The following is an 18,129-nucleotide window of genomic DNA, read 5'->3' on the forward strand; positions in this document are numbered from 1 at the left end:
CAGCGACAGAGTCGTGCTCGATGTCGAGGGACTGCGCATGCGGTACGGGACGCACGACGTCCTGCGCGATGTGCGGTTCCAGGCACACCACGGGGAGGTGCTGGCCCTGCTGGGGCCGAACGGGGCCGGCAAGACCACCACGATCGAGATCCTGGAGGGCTTCCGGATGCGGTCGGCGGGCCGCGTCGACGTACTGGGCTCCGACCCGGCGCACGGCGACGAACGCTGGCGCGCCAGACTCGGGGTGGTCCTCCAGTCCTGGCGCGACCACGGCAACTGGCGGGTACGCGAATTGCTCGCCCATCTCGGCACGTACTACGCCCCCTACGCGACCGGACAGGTACAACGCCCCTGGGACACCGCCGAGTTGGTCGACGCGGTCGGCCTGACGGCGCACGCGGGCAAGAAGATCAAGACCCTGTCCGGCGGGCAGCGGCGCAGGCTCGACGTGGCGATCGGCATCGTCGGCCGCCCCGAACTGCTCTTCCTGGACGAGCCGACGGCGGGCTTCGACCCGAGCGCGCGGCACGAGTTCCACGACCTCGTCCAGCGCCTCGCCCGCGACCACGCGACCACGGTCCTGCTCACCACGCACGACCTGGACGAGGCCGGAAAGCTCGCCGACCGGATCGTGATCCTCGTCGGCGGCCGGATCATCGCCGACGGCTCGGCGGACCAACTGGCCCGGCAGGTTGCGGGCGAGGACGAGGTGCGCTGGACGTACGGCGGACAGCACCGCACCCACACGACCACCGACTCGACCGGATTCGTCCGCGACCTGTTCGCCCGGTACGGCACGGCGATAGGTGAACTGGAGGTCCGCCGGGCCTCGTTGGAGGACACGTACATGGCGCTCGTACGCGAGGAGGAGGCGGCCCGGTGAACCTGACGACCAGCACGGTACGGGCGGGCTGCTCGCGCGGCCTGATCGAACTGCGGCAGTCCTTCACCAACGGCGGTGAACTGCTGTCCCATCTGCTGTGGCCGACCATGATGCTGACGGTGCTGTACTTCCTGCGGGACGCGTCCTTCGGGTCCGCCGGGCTCCTGCTCGGCACCCTCGCCCTGCCCGGCATCCTCGGCATGAACGCCGCGATGGGCATGGTCTCCATGAGCCAGATACTCACCGCCGAACGCGAGGACGGCACCCTCATGCGTGCCAAGGCGACGCCCGACGGCATGCCCGCCTATCTGATCGGCAAGGTCGTATCGGTCGGCGGCGGTCTCCTCGCCGACCTCGCGATCCTGCTGATCCCCGGCCTGCTGATCATCGACGGCCTCACCGCCGGCGACGCCGGATCCTGGCTCACCGTGACGTGGGTCCTGCTCCTCGGCATGGCGGCGACGCTCCCCATCGGCGCGATCCTCGGCTCGGTCTTCACCAGCGCCCGCGGCCAGGGCCTCATCCAGCTCCCGGTCATGGGAATGATCGCGATCTCCGGCATCTTCTACCCGCTCACCTCGATGCCGGAGTGGGTGCAGTGGCTCGGCCAGGCGACCCCGGTCTACTGGCTCGGCCTGGGCATGCGCTCCGCCCTGCTCCCGGACTCCGCGCTCACCGCGGAGATCGCCGAGTCCTGGCGCCACTGGGAGACGGCCGGGGTACTCGCCCTCTGGGCGGCACTCGGCCTCGCGCTCGCCCCGCTCGTACTGCGCCGCATGGCACGGCGCGAGTCGGGTTCGACCGTCTCGGCACGCCGCGAGAAGGCACTGCGCCGGGTCGGCTGACCTGACGGCGCCCGTATCGGGACCCGCCCCGGTGCGGGCGTAATACCTGACCCGACAAGGCCGTCCGGCCAGTACATCGATACGAATCGGAGGCGGGGCCATGTCCGCCGGGGAAACGCCCCTCATACCGGATCCGTCCGGACATCCGAGGCCACCCACCGCACCCCGCGTCCAAGGGCCTTGGCAGGCCGAGCGCCACCGGCCGACGGCGGCTCACCACCAGGTCTCCGACCGGCTGTTCGTCGGCTCAACCGGGCAGGGGCCCCCGCTGCTGGAGAGTGTCGCACCCGGCGGCTGCTCGACCTGCCGCCACGCGACCTCGACTCCACCCGGTGAATGCACCGGTGGCCCGGCAGCCGTCAGGAACGGCCACCGGACCGCATGCGGAACCCGCCCCCGGTGAAGTCGCCGTCACTCCTCGATCGTCAGACCCTTCCGCAGTCTGACGAGCGTGCGCGACAGCAGCCGGGACACGTGCATCTGTGAGATGCCCAGCTCCTCGCCGATCTCCGACTGGGTCATGTTGGCCACGAACCGCAGCGACAGGATCGTGCGGTCACGGGTCGGGAGGCCGGCTATCAGGGGCTTCAACGACTCGACGTACTCGATGCCTTCGAGCCCGTGGTCCTCGTAGCCGATGCGGTCGGACAGCGCGCCCTCGGTGTCGTCGTCCTCCGGCTGCGCGTCCAGCGAGCTGGCCGTGTACGCGTTGCTCGCCGCCATACCCTCGGCGACCTCGTCGGTGGTGATGCCGAGCCGGTCGGCGAGTTCGGTGACGGTCGGTGCGCGGTCCAGCAGCTGGGACAACTCGTCGCCGGCCTTGGCCAGTTCGAGACGGAGCTCCTGGAGCCTTCGCGGCACCCGCACGGACCACGACGTGTCGCGGAAGAAGCGCTTGATCTCGCCGACGATCGTCGGCATCGCGAAGGTGGGGAACTCGACGCCCCTGCTCAGCTCGAAGCGGTCGATCGCCTTGATCAGACCGATTGTGCCGACCTGGATGATGTCCTCCATCGGCTCGCTGCGGGAGCGGAACCGGGAGGCGGCGAACTTGACCAGGGCGAGATTCAGCTCGACCAGGGTGTTCCGTACGTAAGCGTGCTCGTGGGTGCCCTCTTCCAGGAGTTCGAGGCGCCCGAAGAGGGTCTTCGACAGAGACCGGGCATCCAGCGCGCCCACCTCGTCGAAGGGCGGGATCTCTGGCATGTCATCGAGGTCCGGGAAACCGGACGCGAGTGCGGTGCCGTTCTCGTCAGGTTCGGACGGGAGTGTCGACGGCGCGCCCATCTTCTCGGGCCGCGATTCGTCGAGCCGGGGTGACATGGGTCTCCTCCATACGTTCTCGGCATATGGCTGCCGATGCCAATACGCGCTGCTGCGGTTTGCGGCGCCTCCATAGCCGGTCGCGTTTCGGTCAGGTCGGTTGTGCAGCTACTAGCCCTATCGGTTGAGTACGGACACGTGCAAGTGTCATTTCGCACGTATGTCCGCATTGCGTGGGAGATTGGCTACCGGAGGCCGTGTGAAAGGCGTAATGTTTCGGCGAACGTCAACGGCAAATGACGCGACCAGGAGTGCCATCGCGGGCGCGACCACAACGCCACGGGCGGCAGCTCCCAGAGACATCCGACGACGGTGCACCACACGGCAGAAGAGGGAAAGACGGGCATGGACCGCCAGACCGTCGGCAGCGCGAACCGGGGCCGGCTTCGGGTCGAAGTTCGGACCGAGGGCCGAAGCGAGGTCGTGACAGCGGCGGGTGAGTTGGATCACCACACCGCCGAACTGTTGCGCGCACCCCTGGAAGAAGCGATCGACCAAGGACGGGTACGCCTCGTCGTCGACTGCTCGCAGCTTGAGTTCTGCGACTCGACCGGGCTGAACGTCCTGCTCGGCGCCCGCCTCAAGGCCGAGGCCGCCGGAGGTGCCGTCCATCTCGCCGCGATGCTGCCTGTGGTCGCCAGGGTCTTCGAAATCACCGGCGCCGACGCGGTCTTCACCGTGCACGAATCGCTGGAAGCAGCTCTTGCCGAGTGACCTGGGGGCCGCGTCACGGCCCTGCGGGAATCAGGTGTTGCAAGTGTCACGTCACCCGCGTAGGTCTTGTGGGTGTTGTCACGATTACGAGGGGCAGAAGAGTCCCCGGGCGGTTCGGGACAGGCCGGGCACTCTCTGTACTGACGACGTAACGACGCTATGACGACGTACTGACGACGCAATGACGTATCGACCAAACGGCGAACCGGTGAATCGGTGAGGTGAAGCGCTGATGAGCACCACCCGGCAGTTTCCGCCGGGCGATTTCGGCTCCGAGCCGGACGGCGTGGGTATCACCTCCGCCGGGTCCGAAAGCCGGGTGCGCACCCTGGTGTTGGGCAGCGCCAGCGGAATCGTCCCGATGGCCCGCGACTTCACCCGTCAGGCGCTCTACGACTGGGGCTGGCTGCCGGCCGGGACCGCCGACCGCCGCGCCGCCGCCGAGGACGTCCTGCTCGTCGTCTCCGAACTGGTCACCAACGCGTGTCTGCACGCCGAGGGTCCCGAGCGGCTGCGGGTCTCCTCCGACACCAAGGTGCTGCGCCTCGAAGTCACCGACCGCGGCACCGGCCAGCCCGCGCCCCGCACCCCGCACCGCGCCGGACGGCCGGGCGGGCACGGCATGTTCATCGTGCAGCGGCTCTGTCTGGACTGGGGGGTGGCCCGTACGCCGGGAGCGCCCGGAAAGACGGTCTGGGCGGTCCTGGCGGCTCCCGCGTAGTACGCGACCGTACGAGACGCGGTGCGCGCGGTCCCCGGACACCGGGAACCGCGCGCACCCCGTCTCAGCGCACGTCACCCATCAACGACCGCACGGTCCTGCGGTACATGAACACCGCGAAGCCCGCGGCCGTGGCCAGCGCCGCCTCCATGGCGACCACCCCCGTACGGCTCAGATCGATCCCGGCGATGGAGAGCATCCCCGTCACCGAGTCGCCCGCCGTGACCGCGAGGAACCAGACGCCCATCATCTGGCCGGCGTACTTCGCCGGAGCCATCTTCGTCGTCACCGACAGACCGACCGGCGAGACGCACAGCTCGCCGACGGTCTGGATCAGATAGATGCCGACCAGCCAGACCGGGCTGACCAGAGTCCCGTCCGCCGCAAGGACCAGCGGGATCAGGAAGAAGAAGAACGAGACGCCGACGAAGGCCAGGCCGGCGGCGAACTTCACGACCGTGCTCGGCTCCTTGCCCCGCCGGTTCAGCCACAGCCACAGCCAGGCGATCACCGGGGCCAGCGCCATGATGAACACGGGGTTCAGCGACTGGTACCAGGACGTCGGGAAGCTGATGCCGAAGACATGGTCGGCGGCCTTCGTCGTACCGAACGCCTGGATCGTCGACCCGCCCTGGTCGTAGATCATCCAGAAGACGGCCGCCGCGACGAAGAACCAGATGTACCCGGACATCTTCGTCTGCTCGGCCTGTGACAACTCCTTGTCACGCTTTATCCGGATCAGGACCCCGGCCGGAATGACGATGCCCGCGAGCGTCAGCGGCACCATCGCCCAGTTCATCGTGAAGTTGCCGGTGAAGACGACGACTCCGTAGAACACCGCGCCGATCAGCAGCCAGCTCAGCCCCTTCGTCAGCCACCGCGCGCGCTCCTCGCGCGACAGCGGCGTCGGGACGCGGCTGCTCTGCGGGGCCAGGTGCTTCGTACCGAGCAGGAACACGATCAGGCCGATGCCCATGCCGACGGCCGCGAGCGCGAAGCCGAGGTGCCAGCTGTACTTCTCGCCGACAGTGCCGATGATCAGCGGCGCGAAGAAGGCACCGATGTTGATGCCCATGTAGAAGATGGTGAACCCGCCGTCGCGGCGCGGGTCGTTGGGGCCGTCGTAGAGATGGCCGACCATCGTGGAGATGTTGGACTTCAGCAGTCCCGAGCCGAGCGCCACCAGCGCCAGACCGGCGAAGAAGGAGCCCGAGCCCGGCAGGGCGAGCGTCAGATGGCCCGCCATGATGGTGCAGGCCGCGATCGTCACGGTCTTGCGCGGGCCCCAGACCCGGTCGCCCAGCCAGCCGCCGGGCATGGCCAGCAGATAGACCATCGACAGATAGATCGAGTAGATCGCCGTCGTGGTGGCGAGGGTCAGGCCCAGACCGCCCTCCTGGAGCCCCTTCGCGGCATCGGGGCCGCCGGACAGCAGATAGATGGTGAGCAGGGCCCGCATGCCGTAGAAGCTGAAGCGCTCCCACATCTCCGTCATGAAGAGCGTGGCCAGCCCGCGGGGGTGGCCGAAGAACGTCTTCTCGGGGGCGGTGCGGGGGCCGGGGGTGTGGGGACCGCCGGGCGGGTCGGACGGGTCGGGGGAGTCCTTGGTGAGGCTGGACGCCATGGGGGGATCCTTGCTTGCTCGGGGCGTGTTCGGGGTGCGCTCGGGTTCATGAAAAGGGGACCTTCGGCCCTCAAGCTGCCAAAGATCCCCATCAGTCCTGTGTTGAGCCAAGCCACCATACGGCATGACAGAGACGCATATGGAACGACTTGAGGGAAGGATCACAGGTTTTCTCTCGAACCACGGAGCACATTCGAAGGCGGCTGACCCAATCGCATCTCAGAGCCACAGGCATCGGCGATCACTGCCCGGCCGCTTGTCCACGCGGACTACCATCACCTCATGACCCGTGTACTGCTCGCCGAGGACGACGCGTCCATCTCGGAGCCGCTGGCCCGCGCACTGCGCAGGGAGGGCTACGAGGTGGAGGTACGCGAAGACGGTCCCACGGCCCTCGAAGCCGGCCTCCAGGGCGGAGTGGACCTGGTCGTACTCGACCTCGGACTCCCCGGCATGGACGGCCTCGAAGTGGCGCGGAGACTGCGTGCCGAGGGCCATTCCGTGCCCCTTCTGGTGCTGACAGCCCGCGCCGACGAGGTCGACACGGTGGTCGGCCTCGACGCGGGCGCTGACGACTACGTGACCAAGCCCTTCCGGCTGGCCGAACTGCTCGCCCGCGTGCGGGCCCTGCTCCGGCGCGGCGCGAGCGAGCCGGCCGCCTCGCCCACCACGCACGGCGTGCGTATCGACGTCGAGTCGCACCGGGCCTGGATGGGCGAGGAGGAGCTTCAGCTCACCGCGAAGGAGTTCGACCTGCTGCGCGTCCTGGTCAGGGACGCGGGCCGGGTCGTCACCCGTGACCAGCTGATGCGCGAGGTCTGGGACACCACCTGGTGGTCGTCCACCAAGACCCTGGACATGCACATCTCGTGGCTGCGCAAGAAGCTGGGCGACGACGCGGCGAACCCGCGGTACATCGCCACGGTGCGAGGCGTCGGATTCCGCTTCGAGAAGAGCTGAGCCGGACGGCGATCCGCATGCGTCGGGCGATCCGGCCCGAGCCGGAACGCGGGCCCCGGCCGAACAGAAGTAGGGCACAGTGCGCCGTCGTCTGATCAACTCCACGCTCGCCGTGGTGCTCGTCGTCATCGCCGTCTTCGGGGTCTCGCTCGTCATCGTCGAGACCCGCACCATCACCAGCAGCGCCCAGGAGCGCGTGGACCTGGAGGCGGTGCGGCTGGTCAGCATCGTCGACAGCCGGCTGATCGGCGGCGAGCGCGTCACCCGGGCGATCCTGCGGGAGCAGATCGACGGCGACCGGTATGCCAAGGTCGAGATTCCGGGCCGCCCCACCGTCGAGATCGGCACGCCCCCCGAAGGCGGCGCCATCAAGGGCAGCGCCAAGGGCGAGCAGGGCGAGACCGTCACCGTCCGGGAGTCCCGCGCGTCCGTCACCCGTGAACTCGGCCGCACCCTGTTGATCATCGGCGCTGTGGCGCTGCTCGCCGTCGTCGCCGCCGTCCTGCTCGCCGTACGCCAGGCCAACAAGCTCGCGTCACCGCTCACCGACCTCGCCGAGACCGCCGAACGCCTCGGCTCCGGCGACCCGCGCCCCCGCCACAAGCGGTACGGCGTGCCCGAACTGGACCGGGTCGCGGACGTGCTCGACTCCAGCGCCGAACGGATCGCGCGGATGCTGACCGCCGAGCGCCGGCTGGCCGCCGACGCCTCCCACCAGCTCCGTACGCCGCTCACCGCGCTCTTCATGCGGCTGGAGGAGATCTCCACCACCGATGACCCGGACACCGTCAAGGACGAGGCGACGATCGCGCTCACGCAGGTGGAGCGGCTGACCGACGTGGTGGAGCGGCTGCTCACCAACTCGCGCGACGTCCGCACCGGCTCGGCGATCGTCTTCGACCTCGACGACGTCGTGCAGCAGCAGATCGAGGAGTGGCGCCCGGCCTACCGCAGCGCCGGACGCGCGATCGTCTGCTCCGGGACCCAGCACATGCGGGCCGTCGGCACCCCCGGCGCCGTCGCCCAGGTCCTCGCCGCGCTGATCGAGAACTCCCTGATGCACGGCGGCGGCACGGTCGCCCTGCGCAGCCGTATCACCGGCAACCAGGCCGTGATCGAGGTGACGGACGAGGGACCCGGCGTTCCGGCGGACCTCGGGGCGCGGATCTTCGAGCGCGCGATCAGCGGGCACAACTCGACGGGCATCGGGCTGGCGGTCGCCCGCGACCTGGCGGAGGCGGACGGCGGGCGGCTCGAACTGCTCCAGCAGCAGCCGCCGGTCTTCGCGCTGTTCCTGAGCCGCGAGGTGCGCGTACGCGAGGAGCCGAAGAAGACCGTCAGATGACCCGGCCGGGCTCCGGCTCGGGCCGCCCCTCCGCCACCAGCACCGTCGCCGGCTGGAGCCTGCGGAACACCCAGGTGCGGTACGACCAGAAGCGGAACAGCGTCGCCACTCCGATCCCGAGGAACTTGAACACGTTGCTCTGCAGCGGCCCGTCCCAGCCGAACCCGTACGTCGCCGTGTAGAGCACACCGTTCTCGATGACCAGCCCGACCGCGCTGAACAGCAGGAAGAGCGTCAGCTCCTTCGTACGGCGGGTCTTGTCGCGGTCCCGGTAGGCGAAGTAGCGGAAGCCCACGTAGTTGCAGCCGATCGCGACGACGGTCGCCAGGATGCTCGCCCGCACCACCGGCAGCTCGGTGACATGCCGTACGAGGTTGAAGACGGCCAGATTGACCAGCAGGCCCACCCCGCCGACGGCGCCGAACTTGGCGACCTCGCGGGCGAGCAGGGTCAACCGCTCCCGCAGGGCTGGTCGCTGCGAAGGCGCGGCAGTCATCTGGTTGTTCAGCCCCGTCCGGTCTCGGTGTTCGGTCGACGACGCAGTCTCATCGACGGAGTCTCACGCGGCGCCGCGTCGGCGCCGACCGGCCCACTCTAACCACCGGACCGGCGCGGGGCCGCCCGCCCCGACGAGGCCGGACGAGGCCGGACGAGGGGCCCATACCCGGTGACGGATACCCTGGGTGTGTGACGTTCCCGGTAGTCGGCATGGTCGGCGGCGGTCAGCTCGCCCGTATGACCCACGAGGCGGGCATCCCCCTCGGCCTCAGATTCAAGCTTCTCAGCGAGACCCCGCAGGACTCGGCGGCGCAGGTGGTCAACGACGTGGTCGTCGGCGACCACCGCGACCTGGAGACGCTGCGCGCGTTCGCGCGCGGCTGCGATGTGATCACCTTCGATCACGAGCATGTGCCGATCGAGCATCTGCGCGCACTGGAGGCGGACGGCGTCGCCGTACGCCCCGGTCCTGACGCCCTCGTCCACGCGCAGGACAAGGGGGTGATGCGCGCCAGGCTCACCGAGCTGGGCGCGCCCTGCCCCCGCCACCGCATCGTCACCGACACCGCCGATGTCGCGGCGTTCGCCGCCGAGGTGGGCGGCTTTCCCGTCATCCTCAAGACGGTGCGCGGCGGCTACGACGGGAAGGGCGTGTGGTTCGCCCGATCGGAGGACGACGCCGAGCAGCCCTTCCGCGCCGGCGTCCCCGTCCTGGCCGAGGAGAAGGTCGACTTCGTCCGGGAGCTGGCCGCCAACGTCGTACGCTCGCCGCACGGCCAGGCCGTCGCGTACCCCGTCGTGGAGTCCCGGCAGGTCGACGGCGTGTGCGACACCGTCATCGCGCCCGCGCCCGGCCTCTCGGAGGAGCTGTCCGGCGAGGCGCAGCAGCTCGCGCTGCGGATCGCCGCCGAGCTGGGCGTCGTCGGTCATCTCGCCGTCGAGCTGTTCGAGACGGCCGACGGCCGGATCCTCGTCAACGAGCTGGCCATGCGCCCGCACAACTCCGGCCACTGGACGCAGGACGGCGCGATCACCTCGCAGTTCGCCAACCACGTACGGGCCGTGCTGGACCTGCCGCTCGGCGACCCGCGCCCGCGCGCGCCGTGGACGGTCATGTGCAACGTGCTGGGCGGCGACTACCCCGACATGTACGCGGCGTATCTGCACTGCATGGCGCACGACCCGCAGCTCAAGATCCACATGTACGGCAAGGACGTGAAGCCCGGCCGCAAGGTGGGCCACGTCAACACCTACGGTGACGACCTGGCCGACGTGCTGGAGCGCGCCCGCCACGCCGCCGGATACCTCCGAGGAACGATCACCACATGAGCTCTCCCCTCATCGGCGTCGTCATGGGGTCGGACTCCGACTGGCCCGTCATGGAGGCCGCCGTCCAGGCGCTCGCGGAGTTCGGGATCTCCTACGAGGTCGACGTCGTCTCCGCGCACCGGATGCCGCGCGAGATGATCGCGTACGGCGAGGAGGCCGCCGGACGCGGACTCAAGGCGATCATCGCCGGCGCGGGCGGCGCGGCCCATCTGCCGGGCATGCTGGCGTCGGTCACACCGCTGCCGGTCATCGGGGTCCCCGTACCGCTGAAGCACCTGGACGGCATGGACTCGCTCCTGTCGATCGTGCAGATGCCGGCGGGCGTACCGGTCGCGACCGTCTCCGTAGGAGGAGCCCGTAACGCGGGTCTGCTGGCCGCGCGGATCCTGGCGGCCCACGACCCGGAGCTGCTGGCCCGTATGAAGGACTTCCAGCAGCACCTCAACGAACAGGCGACGGACAAGGGCAAACGCCTCCGTACGAAGGTCGCGGGCGACGACGCCTTCGGCTTCGGGAAGTGAGGGCCACCATGGGTGCGGCGGACTATCTGGAGCAGGCCCGCGAACTGCTTGAGGACTTCCCCGTGGTCGACGGGCACAACGACCTGCCGTGGGCGCTGCGCGAGCAGGTCGGCTACGACCTCGACCGCCGCGACATCGCCGACGACCAGTCGGTGCACCTGCACACCGACATCCCGCGGCTGCGGGCGGGCGGCGTGGGGGCGCAGTTCTGGTCGGTGTACGTACGCTCCGACATGGCCGGCGACGCGGCGGTCAGCGCGACCCTGGAACAGATCGACGTCGTCGGGCGCATGATCGCCCGCTACCCCCACGACCTCGCCGCCGCGCGCACCGCCGACGACATGGAGGACGCCCGCCGCACGGGCCGGATCGCCTCCCTGATGGGCGCCGAGGGCGGCCACTCCATCAACAACTCCCTCGCCACGCTGCGCGCCCTCTACGCGCTGGGCGTGCGCTACATGACGCTCACGCACAACGACAACCTCGCGTGGGCGGACTCGGCGACCGACGAGCCGGGCGTGGGCGGCCTGTCGCCCTTCGGCCACGAGGTCGTACGCGAGATGAACCGCACCGGCATGCTGGTCGACCTCTCACACGTGGCCGCCACCACGATGCGCGACGCGCTCGCGACGAGCGCCGCGCCCGTTCTCTTCTCGCACTCCTCCGCGCGGGCGGTCTGCGACCACCCGCGCAACATCCCGGACGACGTGCTGGCGCTGCTGCCTGCCAACGGCGGCGTGGCGATGGTCACCTTCGTACCGAAGTTCATCCTTCCGGAGGCGATCGCCTGGACGAAGGCCGCCGACGACAACATGCGCGAGCACGGCGCGCATCCGCTCGACACCACCGAGTCCGGGATGAAGATCCAGCGCGCGTACGAAGCGGCCAACCCGCGTCCGACGGCCACGGCGGCGACGGTCGCCGACCACCTGGACCATATGCGCGAGGTGGCAGGCATCGACCACATCGGCATCGGCGGCGACTTCGACGGCACCGCGTTCACACCTGAGGGCCTTGAGGACGTGGCGGGCTACCCGAACCTGATCGCGGAACTGTTCGCCCGCCGCTGGTCCCCCGAGGACCTGTCGAAGCTGACGTGGCACAACGCGGCACGGGTGCTGCGCGCGGCGGAGGACGTATCGCGTGGACTGCGCGCCCAGAGGGGCCCGTCGATGGCGACGATCGAGGCCCTGGACGGCTGAGGGGGCGGCAGGGTTCGCGACGGGCCAGCGCCGCTCGGCGGGCGGCCTGCGACGCGCACCTGCCCGGGTCCGGGAGCGGGCTGCCGTTCTTGCGGTGGGGGTTGCGACGGGCCCTGGCCTTACGGCACGGCCGTACGGCGCGTCACCTTCCACGGCTTCCCGATGGGGATCCGGCTCGCGCCGCGCGCACCCCTGGGCGTACGAGGGCGGCCCGGCGGGGTTCGCGACGGCCCGGTGCCGTTCGGCGTGGCGCCTTCACGGCCGCGGGGGCGTGGACCTGTCCGCGTACGAGAGTGGGCTGCCCGCCCTTGCGGCGGGGTTCGCGACGCCCCCGTGCCGTACGGCGCGTCACCTTCCACAGCCTCCGGATGGACATCCGGCCCACGCCGCGCGGACCCGCCGGCTTGCCGGCATGGCTGCGTCCCCGTGACGGTTGTAGGCGGACGGCTACTTCGTCCCGTTCGACTCGACGCTGCCCGCAGGGCCGCCTACCCCCTGAACGGCTGTATGCCGACGGGCTTCGCCTCTGGGGCCATCGCCGCCCGGCACCCTCTGAGGCCTCGCGCAGGCCGCGTCGGCCTCGTGACCCTACGGCGTAGCCGTGCTCCGGCCTGCACTCGTCACGGTCTCGGCGGGCGCGGCGCGCACGTCGTGTGCGACCCGGCCCCGCACGGCATGGTCGGCCGCCTCCCACTGAACGCCGTCGGCCGACGCCCGTACCCCCGAACGGCCCGTCCGCCGCGACCCCTCCGTTTGGGCGTGGCACGGTGGCCCTACTGCCTTCGCACCTCACGGAGCCCTGTCATGGCCGACCTTCAGGACGACCCCTACGACACGGATTCGACGGCCGCGGTCGGTGACCTCGACGCGCCGCCGAGCCCACCCGCTCCCGGTACCGACCCCAGTACCGCCCCCGCGTCGGCCGCCGAGCGGGCCGGCATGTTGATGGCCGCGTATCCCGTCATCGACGGGCACAACAGCCTCGCCCCAACCCTGCTGCGGCGCCGCGGTGCCAACCACACCCACGACCTCGAACAGGGCGAGACCTTCCTGGACACCGACATGCCGCGGATCCGGGCGGGTGCGCTCGGGGGCCAGTTCTGGTCCCTTCAGGTCGACGCCGTCGAGGCCCGTGAGGGTGGGGCCGTCAGCACCACGCTGGAGCTGATCGACCTCGCACGGGACCTGATCATGTCCTGCCCGGACAGCCTGCGTCTCGCGCTCGGAGCCGGGGACCTGGCCGATGCCCGCAACTGCGGTCGTGTCGCCTCGTTCCTCGGCCCCGTCTCCGGCGCGGCCATGGGCGACTCGCTCGCCACGCTCCGCGCGTTCCACTTCCTCGGCATCCGCGCGCTCGCTCTCGCCGGCGCGCGCTGGGCCGACGACGGGCTCACCCGCTTCGGCCAGGAGGTCGTGCGCGAGCTGAACCGCCTCGGCGTCGTCATCGACCTGTCCGGCGCGTCCGACGAGACGGCGCGCGCCACCTTCGCGGTCACCAAGGCCCCGGCGATGTTCTCCCACTCCGCCGCCCGCGCCCTCACCGATCGCCCCGGCGACGGCGACGGCGACGGCAACGTCCCCGACGAGATCCTGAGCCTGCTCGGCGCCAACAGCGGTGTCTGCATGGTGAGTTTCGCCCCCGACCGGACCACCCGCGACAGCGGTGGTCCGTCCGTCTCCGACGTCGCGGACCATGTCGAGCGGGTACGGGACGTGGCGGGCCAGGAGTGCGTCGGTCTCTCCGGGACGTACGGCCACGAGGCGGACACGCCCCACACCACCGGCCTCGAAGACGCCTCGTGCTACCCGCGGTTGATCACCGAACTGCTCGACCGCGGCTGGGACGACACCGCGATCACCGACCTCACCTGGGGCAACGCGGCCCGCGTGCTGCGCGACACCGAGTTCATCGCACGCGCGGCCCAGCAGCGCCGACCCGCGTCGACGGCGACGATCGAGGAACTGGACGGCGCCCGCCGGTAGTTGTCCACGGGGGCCGGTCAGGCCCTCGGCCGCCCCATCGCCCGGTACGTCCAGCCCGCCCCGCGCCACACCGCCGGGTCCAGCGCGTTGCGCCCGTCGAGGATCAGCCGGCGGGCCGCGGCCTCGCCGAGCGCCGCCGGGTCCAGCTCGCGGAACTCGCCCCACTCGGTGAGGTGCAGGACGACATCGGCGCCGCGCACCGCCTCCAGCGCGGACTCCGCGTAGCCGAGCGTCGGGAAGAGCCGGCGCGCGTTGTCCATGCCCTTCGGGTCGTACACGGTCACCTGACCGCCCTGGAGATGGATCTGGCCCGCGACGTTGAGTGCGGGGGAGTCCCGTACGTCGTCCGAGTCCGGCTTGAACGTCGCGCCCAGCACCGCGACCCGCTTGCCCAGGAACGACGCGCCGCCGACGGCCTCGCGTGCCAGCTCCACCATGTGGCCGCGGCGCCGCATGTTGATCGAGTCGACCTCGCGCAGGAACGTCAGCGCCTGGTCCGCGCCCAGCTCGCCCGCCCGCGCCATGAACGCCCGGATGTCCTTCGGCAGACAGCCGCCGCCGAAGCCGATCCCGGCGCGAAGGAACTTCTTCCCGATGCGCTCGTCGTAACCGATGGCCTCCGCCAGCTTCGCCACGTCTCCGCCGGCCGCCTCGCAGACCTCGGCCATCGCGTTGATGAAGGAGATCTTGGTGGCGAGGAAGGAATTCGCGGCGGTCTTCACCAGCTCGGCGGTCGGGAAGTCCGTCACGATGAACGGCGACCCCTCCCCGATCGGCGTCGCGTACACCTCGCGCAGCAGCTTCTCGGCCCGCTCGCTCGCCGTGCCCGCCACGATCCGGTCCGGGTGGAGCGTGTCCTGTACGGCGAAGCCCTCCCGCAGGAACTCCGGATTCCAGGCCAGCTCGACGTCCCCGCCCGCGGGCGCCAGCCCGGTCAGTCGCCGCGCGAGCCGTTCCGCGCTGCCGACCGGCACGGTCGACTTGCCGACGACCAGTGCCGTCCGGCCCAACTGCGGGGCCAGCGAGTCGAAGGCGCTCTCCACGTAACTCATGTCGCACGCGTACTCGCCGTGCTTCTGCGGGGTGTTCACACAGACGAAGTGGACGTCGCCGAAGGCGCCGATCTCCTCCCAGGAGGAGGTGAAGCGCAGTCGGCCGGTCGATCCCTCGAAGCCGGCGACGTGTTTGCGCAGCAGCTCCTCGAGGCCGGGCTCGTACATCGGGGCCCGGCCCGCCGACAGCATCTCGGTCTTCTCGGGGACGATGTCGAGCCCGAGGACTTCGAAGCCCAGTTCCGCCATGGCCGCGGCGTGGGTGGCGCCGAGATAGCCGAGACCGATCACAGTGATCTTGAGGGCCATGGGTGCTCCTGGGAGTGCGGTCGGGATGCGGTGCCCGAGCATAGCCTCGCCGTACGGACCCTTGTCCGGGCGCCCGCGCGACAACGCGCGACATCCAACGACAACCCACGAGAGCTGTCGTCAAACTCACGTACCCCCCTCACGCTCCAGCCCTCTAAAATTAGGGTTACTTAACGGTAGTTAGCATCCAGGGGAGTGGAAGACTGTGGCCGGATCGGCTGATTTCGACCTGTACCGCCCGTCCGAGGAGCACGACATGCTCCGAGACGCCGTACGCGCGCTCTCCGAGGCGAAGATCGCGCCGTTCGCCGCCGCCGTGGACGAGGAGGCCCGCTTCCCGCAGGAGGCTCTCGACGCACTGGTCGCCGCCGATCTGCACGCGGTCCACGTTCCCGAGGAGTACGGCGGCGCCGGGGCCGACGCCCTGGCCACCGTGATCGTCATCGAGGAGGTCGCCCGGGTCTGCGCCTCGTCCTCCCTGATCCCGGCCGTGAACAAGCTCGGCTCGCTGCCCGTCGTCCTCTCCGGCGGCGAGGACCTGAAGAAGAAGTACCTCGGCCCGCTGGCCAAGGGCGAGGGCATGTTCTCGTACTGCCTCTCCGAGCCGGACGCGGGCTCCGACGCCGGCGGCATGAAGACCAAGGCCGTACGGGACGGCGACAGTTACGTACTCAACGGCGTGAAGCGCTGGATCACCAACGCCGGTGTCTCCGAGTACTACACGGTGATGGCCGTCACCGACCCCGACCTCCGTACGAAGGGCATCTCGGCGTTCGTCGTCGAGAAGGGCGACGAGGGCGTCTCCTTCGGCGCCCCGGAGAAGAAGCTCGGCATCAAGGGCTCCCCGACCCGTGAGGTCTACCTCGACAACGTCCGCATCCCGGCCGACCGCCTCATCGGTGCCGAGGGCACGGGCTTCGCGACGGCGATGAAGACCCTGGACCACACCCGCATCACCATCGCGGCCCAGGCCCTCGGCATCGCCCAGGGCGCGCTCGACTACGCGACCGGCTACGTCCAGGAACGCAAGCAGTTCGGCAAGCCGATCGGCGACTTCCAGGGCGTGCAGTTCATGCTCGCCGACATGGCGATGAAGCTGGAGGCGGCCCGCCAGCTCACCTACTCGGCGGCGGCCCGCTCCCAGCGCGTCTCCGGCGGCGGCGACAAGGAACACCTCACCTTCTTCGGCGCGGCGGCCAAGTGCTTCGCCTCGGACGTGGCGATGGAGATCACGACGGACGCGGTCCAACTCCTCGGCGGCTACGGCTACACGCGCGACTACCCGGTCGAGCGGATGATGCGCGATGCCAAGATCACCCAGATCTACGAGGGCACGAACCAGATCCAGCGCATAGTGATGGCCCGCAACCTCCCGTAGGGCAACCACAACCGGCCGCCCCCGCCCGCGAGTCGGGCGGGGACGGCCGGTTGAGGGGTGACCGTCCGCCGGTCCCGTCCGAATCCGAATCCGGCCCAGGCCCAGGCCCCGGTCTCAGTTCGAGGTGACTGTGACCTTCTCGTCGTTGTTCAGCTGGTCCACCAGCTGCTTGACCTTGGCCTTGTCCCAGACCAGGTTCCCGCCCTTGCTGCCCGAGATCGGGATGTTCATCGACGTACCGTCGCCGCCCGTGACGCCCTTCATCGCGAAGAACATCTGGCTCAGCGACCAGAGCGACATGTCCTTGTCGACGATCAGGGTGTCCAGGCCGGCGCTCATCGTCGGGTAGAGCTTGAACGGGTTGAGGATCGTGCCCGGTGTCGCCGTCTGGGAGGCCAGGGCCGCCAGGAACTTCTGCTGGTTCTTCGTACGGTCCAGGTCGCTGCGCGCGAAGGCGTACCGGGTGCGGACGAACGCCAGGGACTGCTCACCGTCCAGCGTCTGCTTGCCCGCCTGGAAGTCGGCGCCCGACTTCTTGTCCTTGAAGGCCTTCGGGATGTCCAGCTCGACCCCGCCGATCGCGTCCACGATGTTGGCGAAGCCCGCGAAGCCGATCTCGACGTAGTGGTCGATGCGCAGACCGGTGTTGAACTCGACCGTACGGACGAGCAGTTCGGGCCCGTCCTCCGCGTACGCCGCGTTCAGCTTCGTCTCACGGCCCTGGTTGGGGAACATCTTCCCGGACTCCGAGCCGCGGAACGACGGGATCACCACGTTCGAGTCACGCGGCAGCGAGACCAGCGTCGGGCCGTTGGAGCCGTCGTGCAGGATCATCATCGAGTCGGTGCGCTTGCCTTCCGCGCTGCCCGTGTGGAGGTTCTTCTTCTCCTCGTCGGACATGCCCTCGCGGCTGTCGGAGCCGACGATCAGATAGTTCGTGCCGTCACCCGACCCCGGGCGTTCGATGACCTTCGCGAGATCGACCTCGCGGTTGAGCTTGGAGTCGGCCCAGAAGTACGTGCCTATGGAGACGGTGAGCATGACGACGACCAGAGAGAGCGCGGTGATCTTGATACGGCGCCGCCAGTCCGGTGCGTGGTCCGGGGGATATCCCCCGCCGTTGTTGTACGAGCCCTGTGGAGGCACCCGCGGCGGCTCCCCCCGGCCCCGGTCGGCCGGGGAGCCGTAGACCTGCCCGGTGTTGTAGCCGCTGTTGTACGGCGGCGGGTCGTACCCCCCGTCGTAACCCTGCGAAGGCTGCTGGGGGACGGCGCGGCGCTGGACGTGCGGCATCGCGCGTGCGCCTTCCGGCTGCCCACCCGCGCTGCCTCGTCCGTAACGCTCGCCGCCACGGTCAGCGCGGTCGCCGTTCCATCCGTCAGGCCAATCGTTCATGCGGACCAGTGTGGGGCTCAGACGTGTCGCGTAAACAGGGGGGGAGG

The 18,129-nt window shown here is 69.9% G+C and carries 16 protein-coding genes; 11 read left to right on the forward strand and 5 right to left on the reverse strand.

Annotated elements, in window-relative coordinates:
* The first annotated feature begins 37 nt into the window (after positions 1–37).
* A complete protein-coding gene (locus ACIBLA_RS09130; RefSeq protein ID WP_363245678.1) occupies positions 38–883 on the forward strand; it encodes an ABC transporter ATP-binding protein in 846 nt (281 codons plus the stop codon).
* Positions 880–1,728, forward strand: coding sequence for an ABC transporter permease (locus ACIBLA_RS09135; protein WP_399198215.1), 849 nt, complete (start codon positions 880–882; stop codon positions 1,726–1,728). Before ACIBLA_RS09130 ends, ACIBLA_RS09135 begins: the two co-directional genes overlap by 4 nt.
* A gap of 411 nt (positions 1,729–2,139) precedes the next feature.
* Here the strand turns inward: ACIBLA_RS09135 and ACIBLA_RS09140 are convergent, their stop codons facing one another.
* Positions 2,140–2,934, reverse strand: coding sequence for an RNA polymerase sigma factor SigF (locus ACIBLA_RS09140; protein ID WP_399198248.1), 795 nt, complete (start codon positions 2,932–2,934; stop codon positions 2,140–2,142).
* 462 nt (positions 2,935–3,396) lie between these two features.
* On the opposite strand from ACIBLA_RS09140, the gene ACIBLA_RS09145 reads away from it, so the two are divergent.
* Both ACIBLA_RS09145 and ACIBLA_RS09150 read left to right on the forward strand, forming a co-directional pair.
* Positions 3,397–3,765: an STAS domain-containing protein gene (locus ACIBLA_RS09145; RefSeq protein WP_363245641.1), complete on the forward strand. Its 369-nt coding sequence runs from the start codon at positions 3,397–3,399 to the stop codon at positions 3,763–3,765.
* A 232-nt stretch (positions 3,766–3,997) separates the two neighbouring features.
* A complete protein-coding gene (locus ACIBLA_RS09150; protein ID WP_363245642.1) occupies positions 3,998–4,486 on the forward strand; it encodes an ATP-binding protein in 489 nt (162 codons plus the stop codon).
* A gap of 64 nt (positions 4,487–4,550) precedes the next feature.
* On the opposite strand, the gene ACIBLA_RS09155 is transcribed toward ACIBLA_RS09150, so the two are convergent.
* The gene (locus ACIBLA_RS09155) at positions 4,551–6,110 is read right to left on the reverse strand and encodes an oligopeptide:H+ symporter (RefSeq protein ID WP_363245643.1); all 1,560 of its coding nucleotides are present in this window, start codon (positions 6,108–6,110) and stop codon (positions 4,551–4,553) included.
* 282 nt (positions 6,111–6,392) lie between these two features.
* Between ACIBLA_RS09155 and ACIBLA_RS09160 the strand changes: the two genes are divergently transcribed.
* Together ACIBLA_RS09160 and ACIBLA_RS09165 are read left to right on the forward strand one after the other, a co-directional pair.
* A complete protein-coding gene (locus ACIBLA_RS09160) occupies positions 6,393–7,070 on the forward strand; it encodes a response regulator transcription factor (protein ID WP_363245644.1) in 678 nt (225 codons plus the stop codon).
* Positions 7,071–7,149: 79 nt separating this feature from the next.
* The gene (locus ACIBLA_RS09165) at positions 7,150–8,415 is read left to right on the forward strand and encodes an ATP-binding protein (protein ID WP_363245645.1); all 1,266 of its coding nucleotides are present in this window, start codon (positions 7,150–7,152) and stop codon (positions 8,413–8,415) included.
* On the opposite strand, the gene ACIBLA_RS09170 is transcribed toward ACIBLA_RS09165, so the two are convergent.
* A complete protein-coding gene (locus ACIBLA_RS09170) occupies positions 8,408–8,911 on the reverse strand; it encodes a GtrA family protein (protein ID WP_363245646.1) in 504 nt (167 codons plus the stop codon). The genes ACIBLA_RS09165 and ACIBLA_RS09170 overlap by 8 nt on opposite strands.
* A 191-nt stretch (positions 8,912–9,102) precedes the next feature.
* Between ACIBLA_RS09170 and ACIBLA_RS09175 the strand changes: the two genes are divergently transcribed.
* From ACIBLA_RS09175 to ACIBLA_RS09190, 4 genes are all read left to right on the forward strand, one after another.
* On the forward strand, positions 9,103–10,242 hold the full coding sequence (locus ACIBLA_RS09175) for a 5-(carboxyamino)imidazole ribonucleotide synthase (protein WP_363245647.1): 1,140 nt from the start codon (positions 9,103–9,105) through the stop codon (positions 10,240–10,242).
* Positions 10,239–10,763, forward strand: a complete 525-nt coding sequence (gene purE, locus ACIBLA_RS09180; RefSeq protein WP_363245648.1) for a 5-(carboxyamino)imidazole ribonucleotide mutase — start codon at positions 10,239–10,241, stop codon at positions 10,761–10,763. Before ACIBLA_RS09175 ends, purE begins: the two co-directional genes overlap by 4 nt.
* Positions 10,764–10,771: 8 nt before the next feature.
* Positions 10,772–11,965, forward strand: a complete 1,194-nt coding sequence (locus ACIBLA_RS09185) for a dipeptidase (RefSeq protein WP_399198216.1) — start codon at positions 10,772–10,774, stop codon at positions 11,963–11,965.
* An 804-nt stretch (positions 11,966–12,769) separates the two neighbouring features.
* Positions 12,770–13,948 carry a dipeptidase gene (locus ACIBLA_RS09190; protein WP_399198217.1) on the forward strand — a complete coding sequence of 393 codons (1,179 nt, stop codon included), beginning with the start codon at positions 12,770–12,772 and terminating at the stop codon, positions 13,946–13,948.
* A 17-nt stretch (positions 13,949–13,965) separates the two neighbouring features.
* On the opposite strand, the gene ACIBLA_RS09195 is transcribed toward ACIBLA_RS09190, so the two are convergent.
* Positions 13,966–15,309 carry a UDP-glucose dehydrogenase family protein gene (locus ACIBLA_RS09195; protein ID WP_399198218.1) on the reverse strand — a complete coding sequence of 448 codons (1,344 nt, stop codon included), beginning with the start codon at positions 15,307–15,309 and terminating at the stop codon, positions 13,966–13,968.
* A 205-nt stretch (positions 15,310–15,514) separates the two neighbouring features.
* Between ACIBLA_RS09195 and ACIBLA_RS09200 the strand changes: the two genes are divergently transcribed.
* The gene (locus ACIBLA_RS09200; RefSeq protein ID WP_363245653.1) at positions 15,515–16,687 is read left to right on the forward strand and encodes an acyl-CoA dehydrogenase family protein; all 1,173 of its coding nucleotides are present in this window, start codon (positions 15,515–15,517) and stop codon (positions 16,685–16,687) included.
* Positions 16,688–16,801: 114 nt separating this feature from the next.
* On the opposite strand, the gene ACIBLA_RS09205 is transcribed toward ACIBLA_RS09200, so the two are convergent.
* A complete protein-coding gene (locus ACIBLA_RS09205) occupies positions 16,802–18,082 on the reverse strand; it encodes an LCP family protein (RefSeq protein ID WP_363245654.1) in 1,281 nt (426 codons plus the stop codon).
* Between the last annotated feature and the right edge of the window lie 47 nt (positions 18,083–18,129).

Origin of the sequence: Streptomyces sp. NPDC050433 (assembly GCF_044458565.1) — a bacterium.
Classification (GTDB): Bacteria; Actinomycetota; Actinomycetes; order Streptomycetales; family Streptomycetaceae; genus Streptomyces.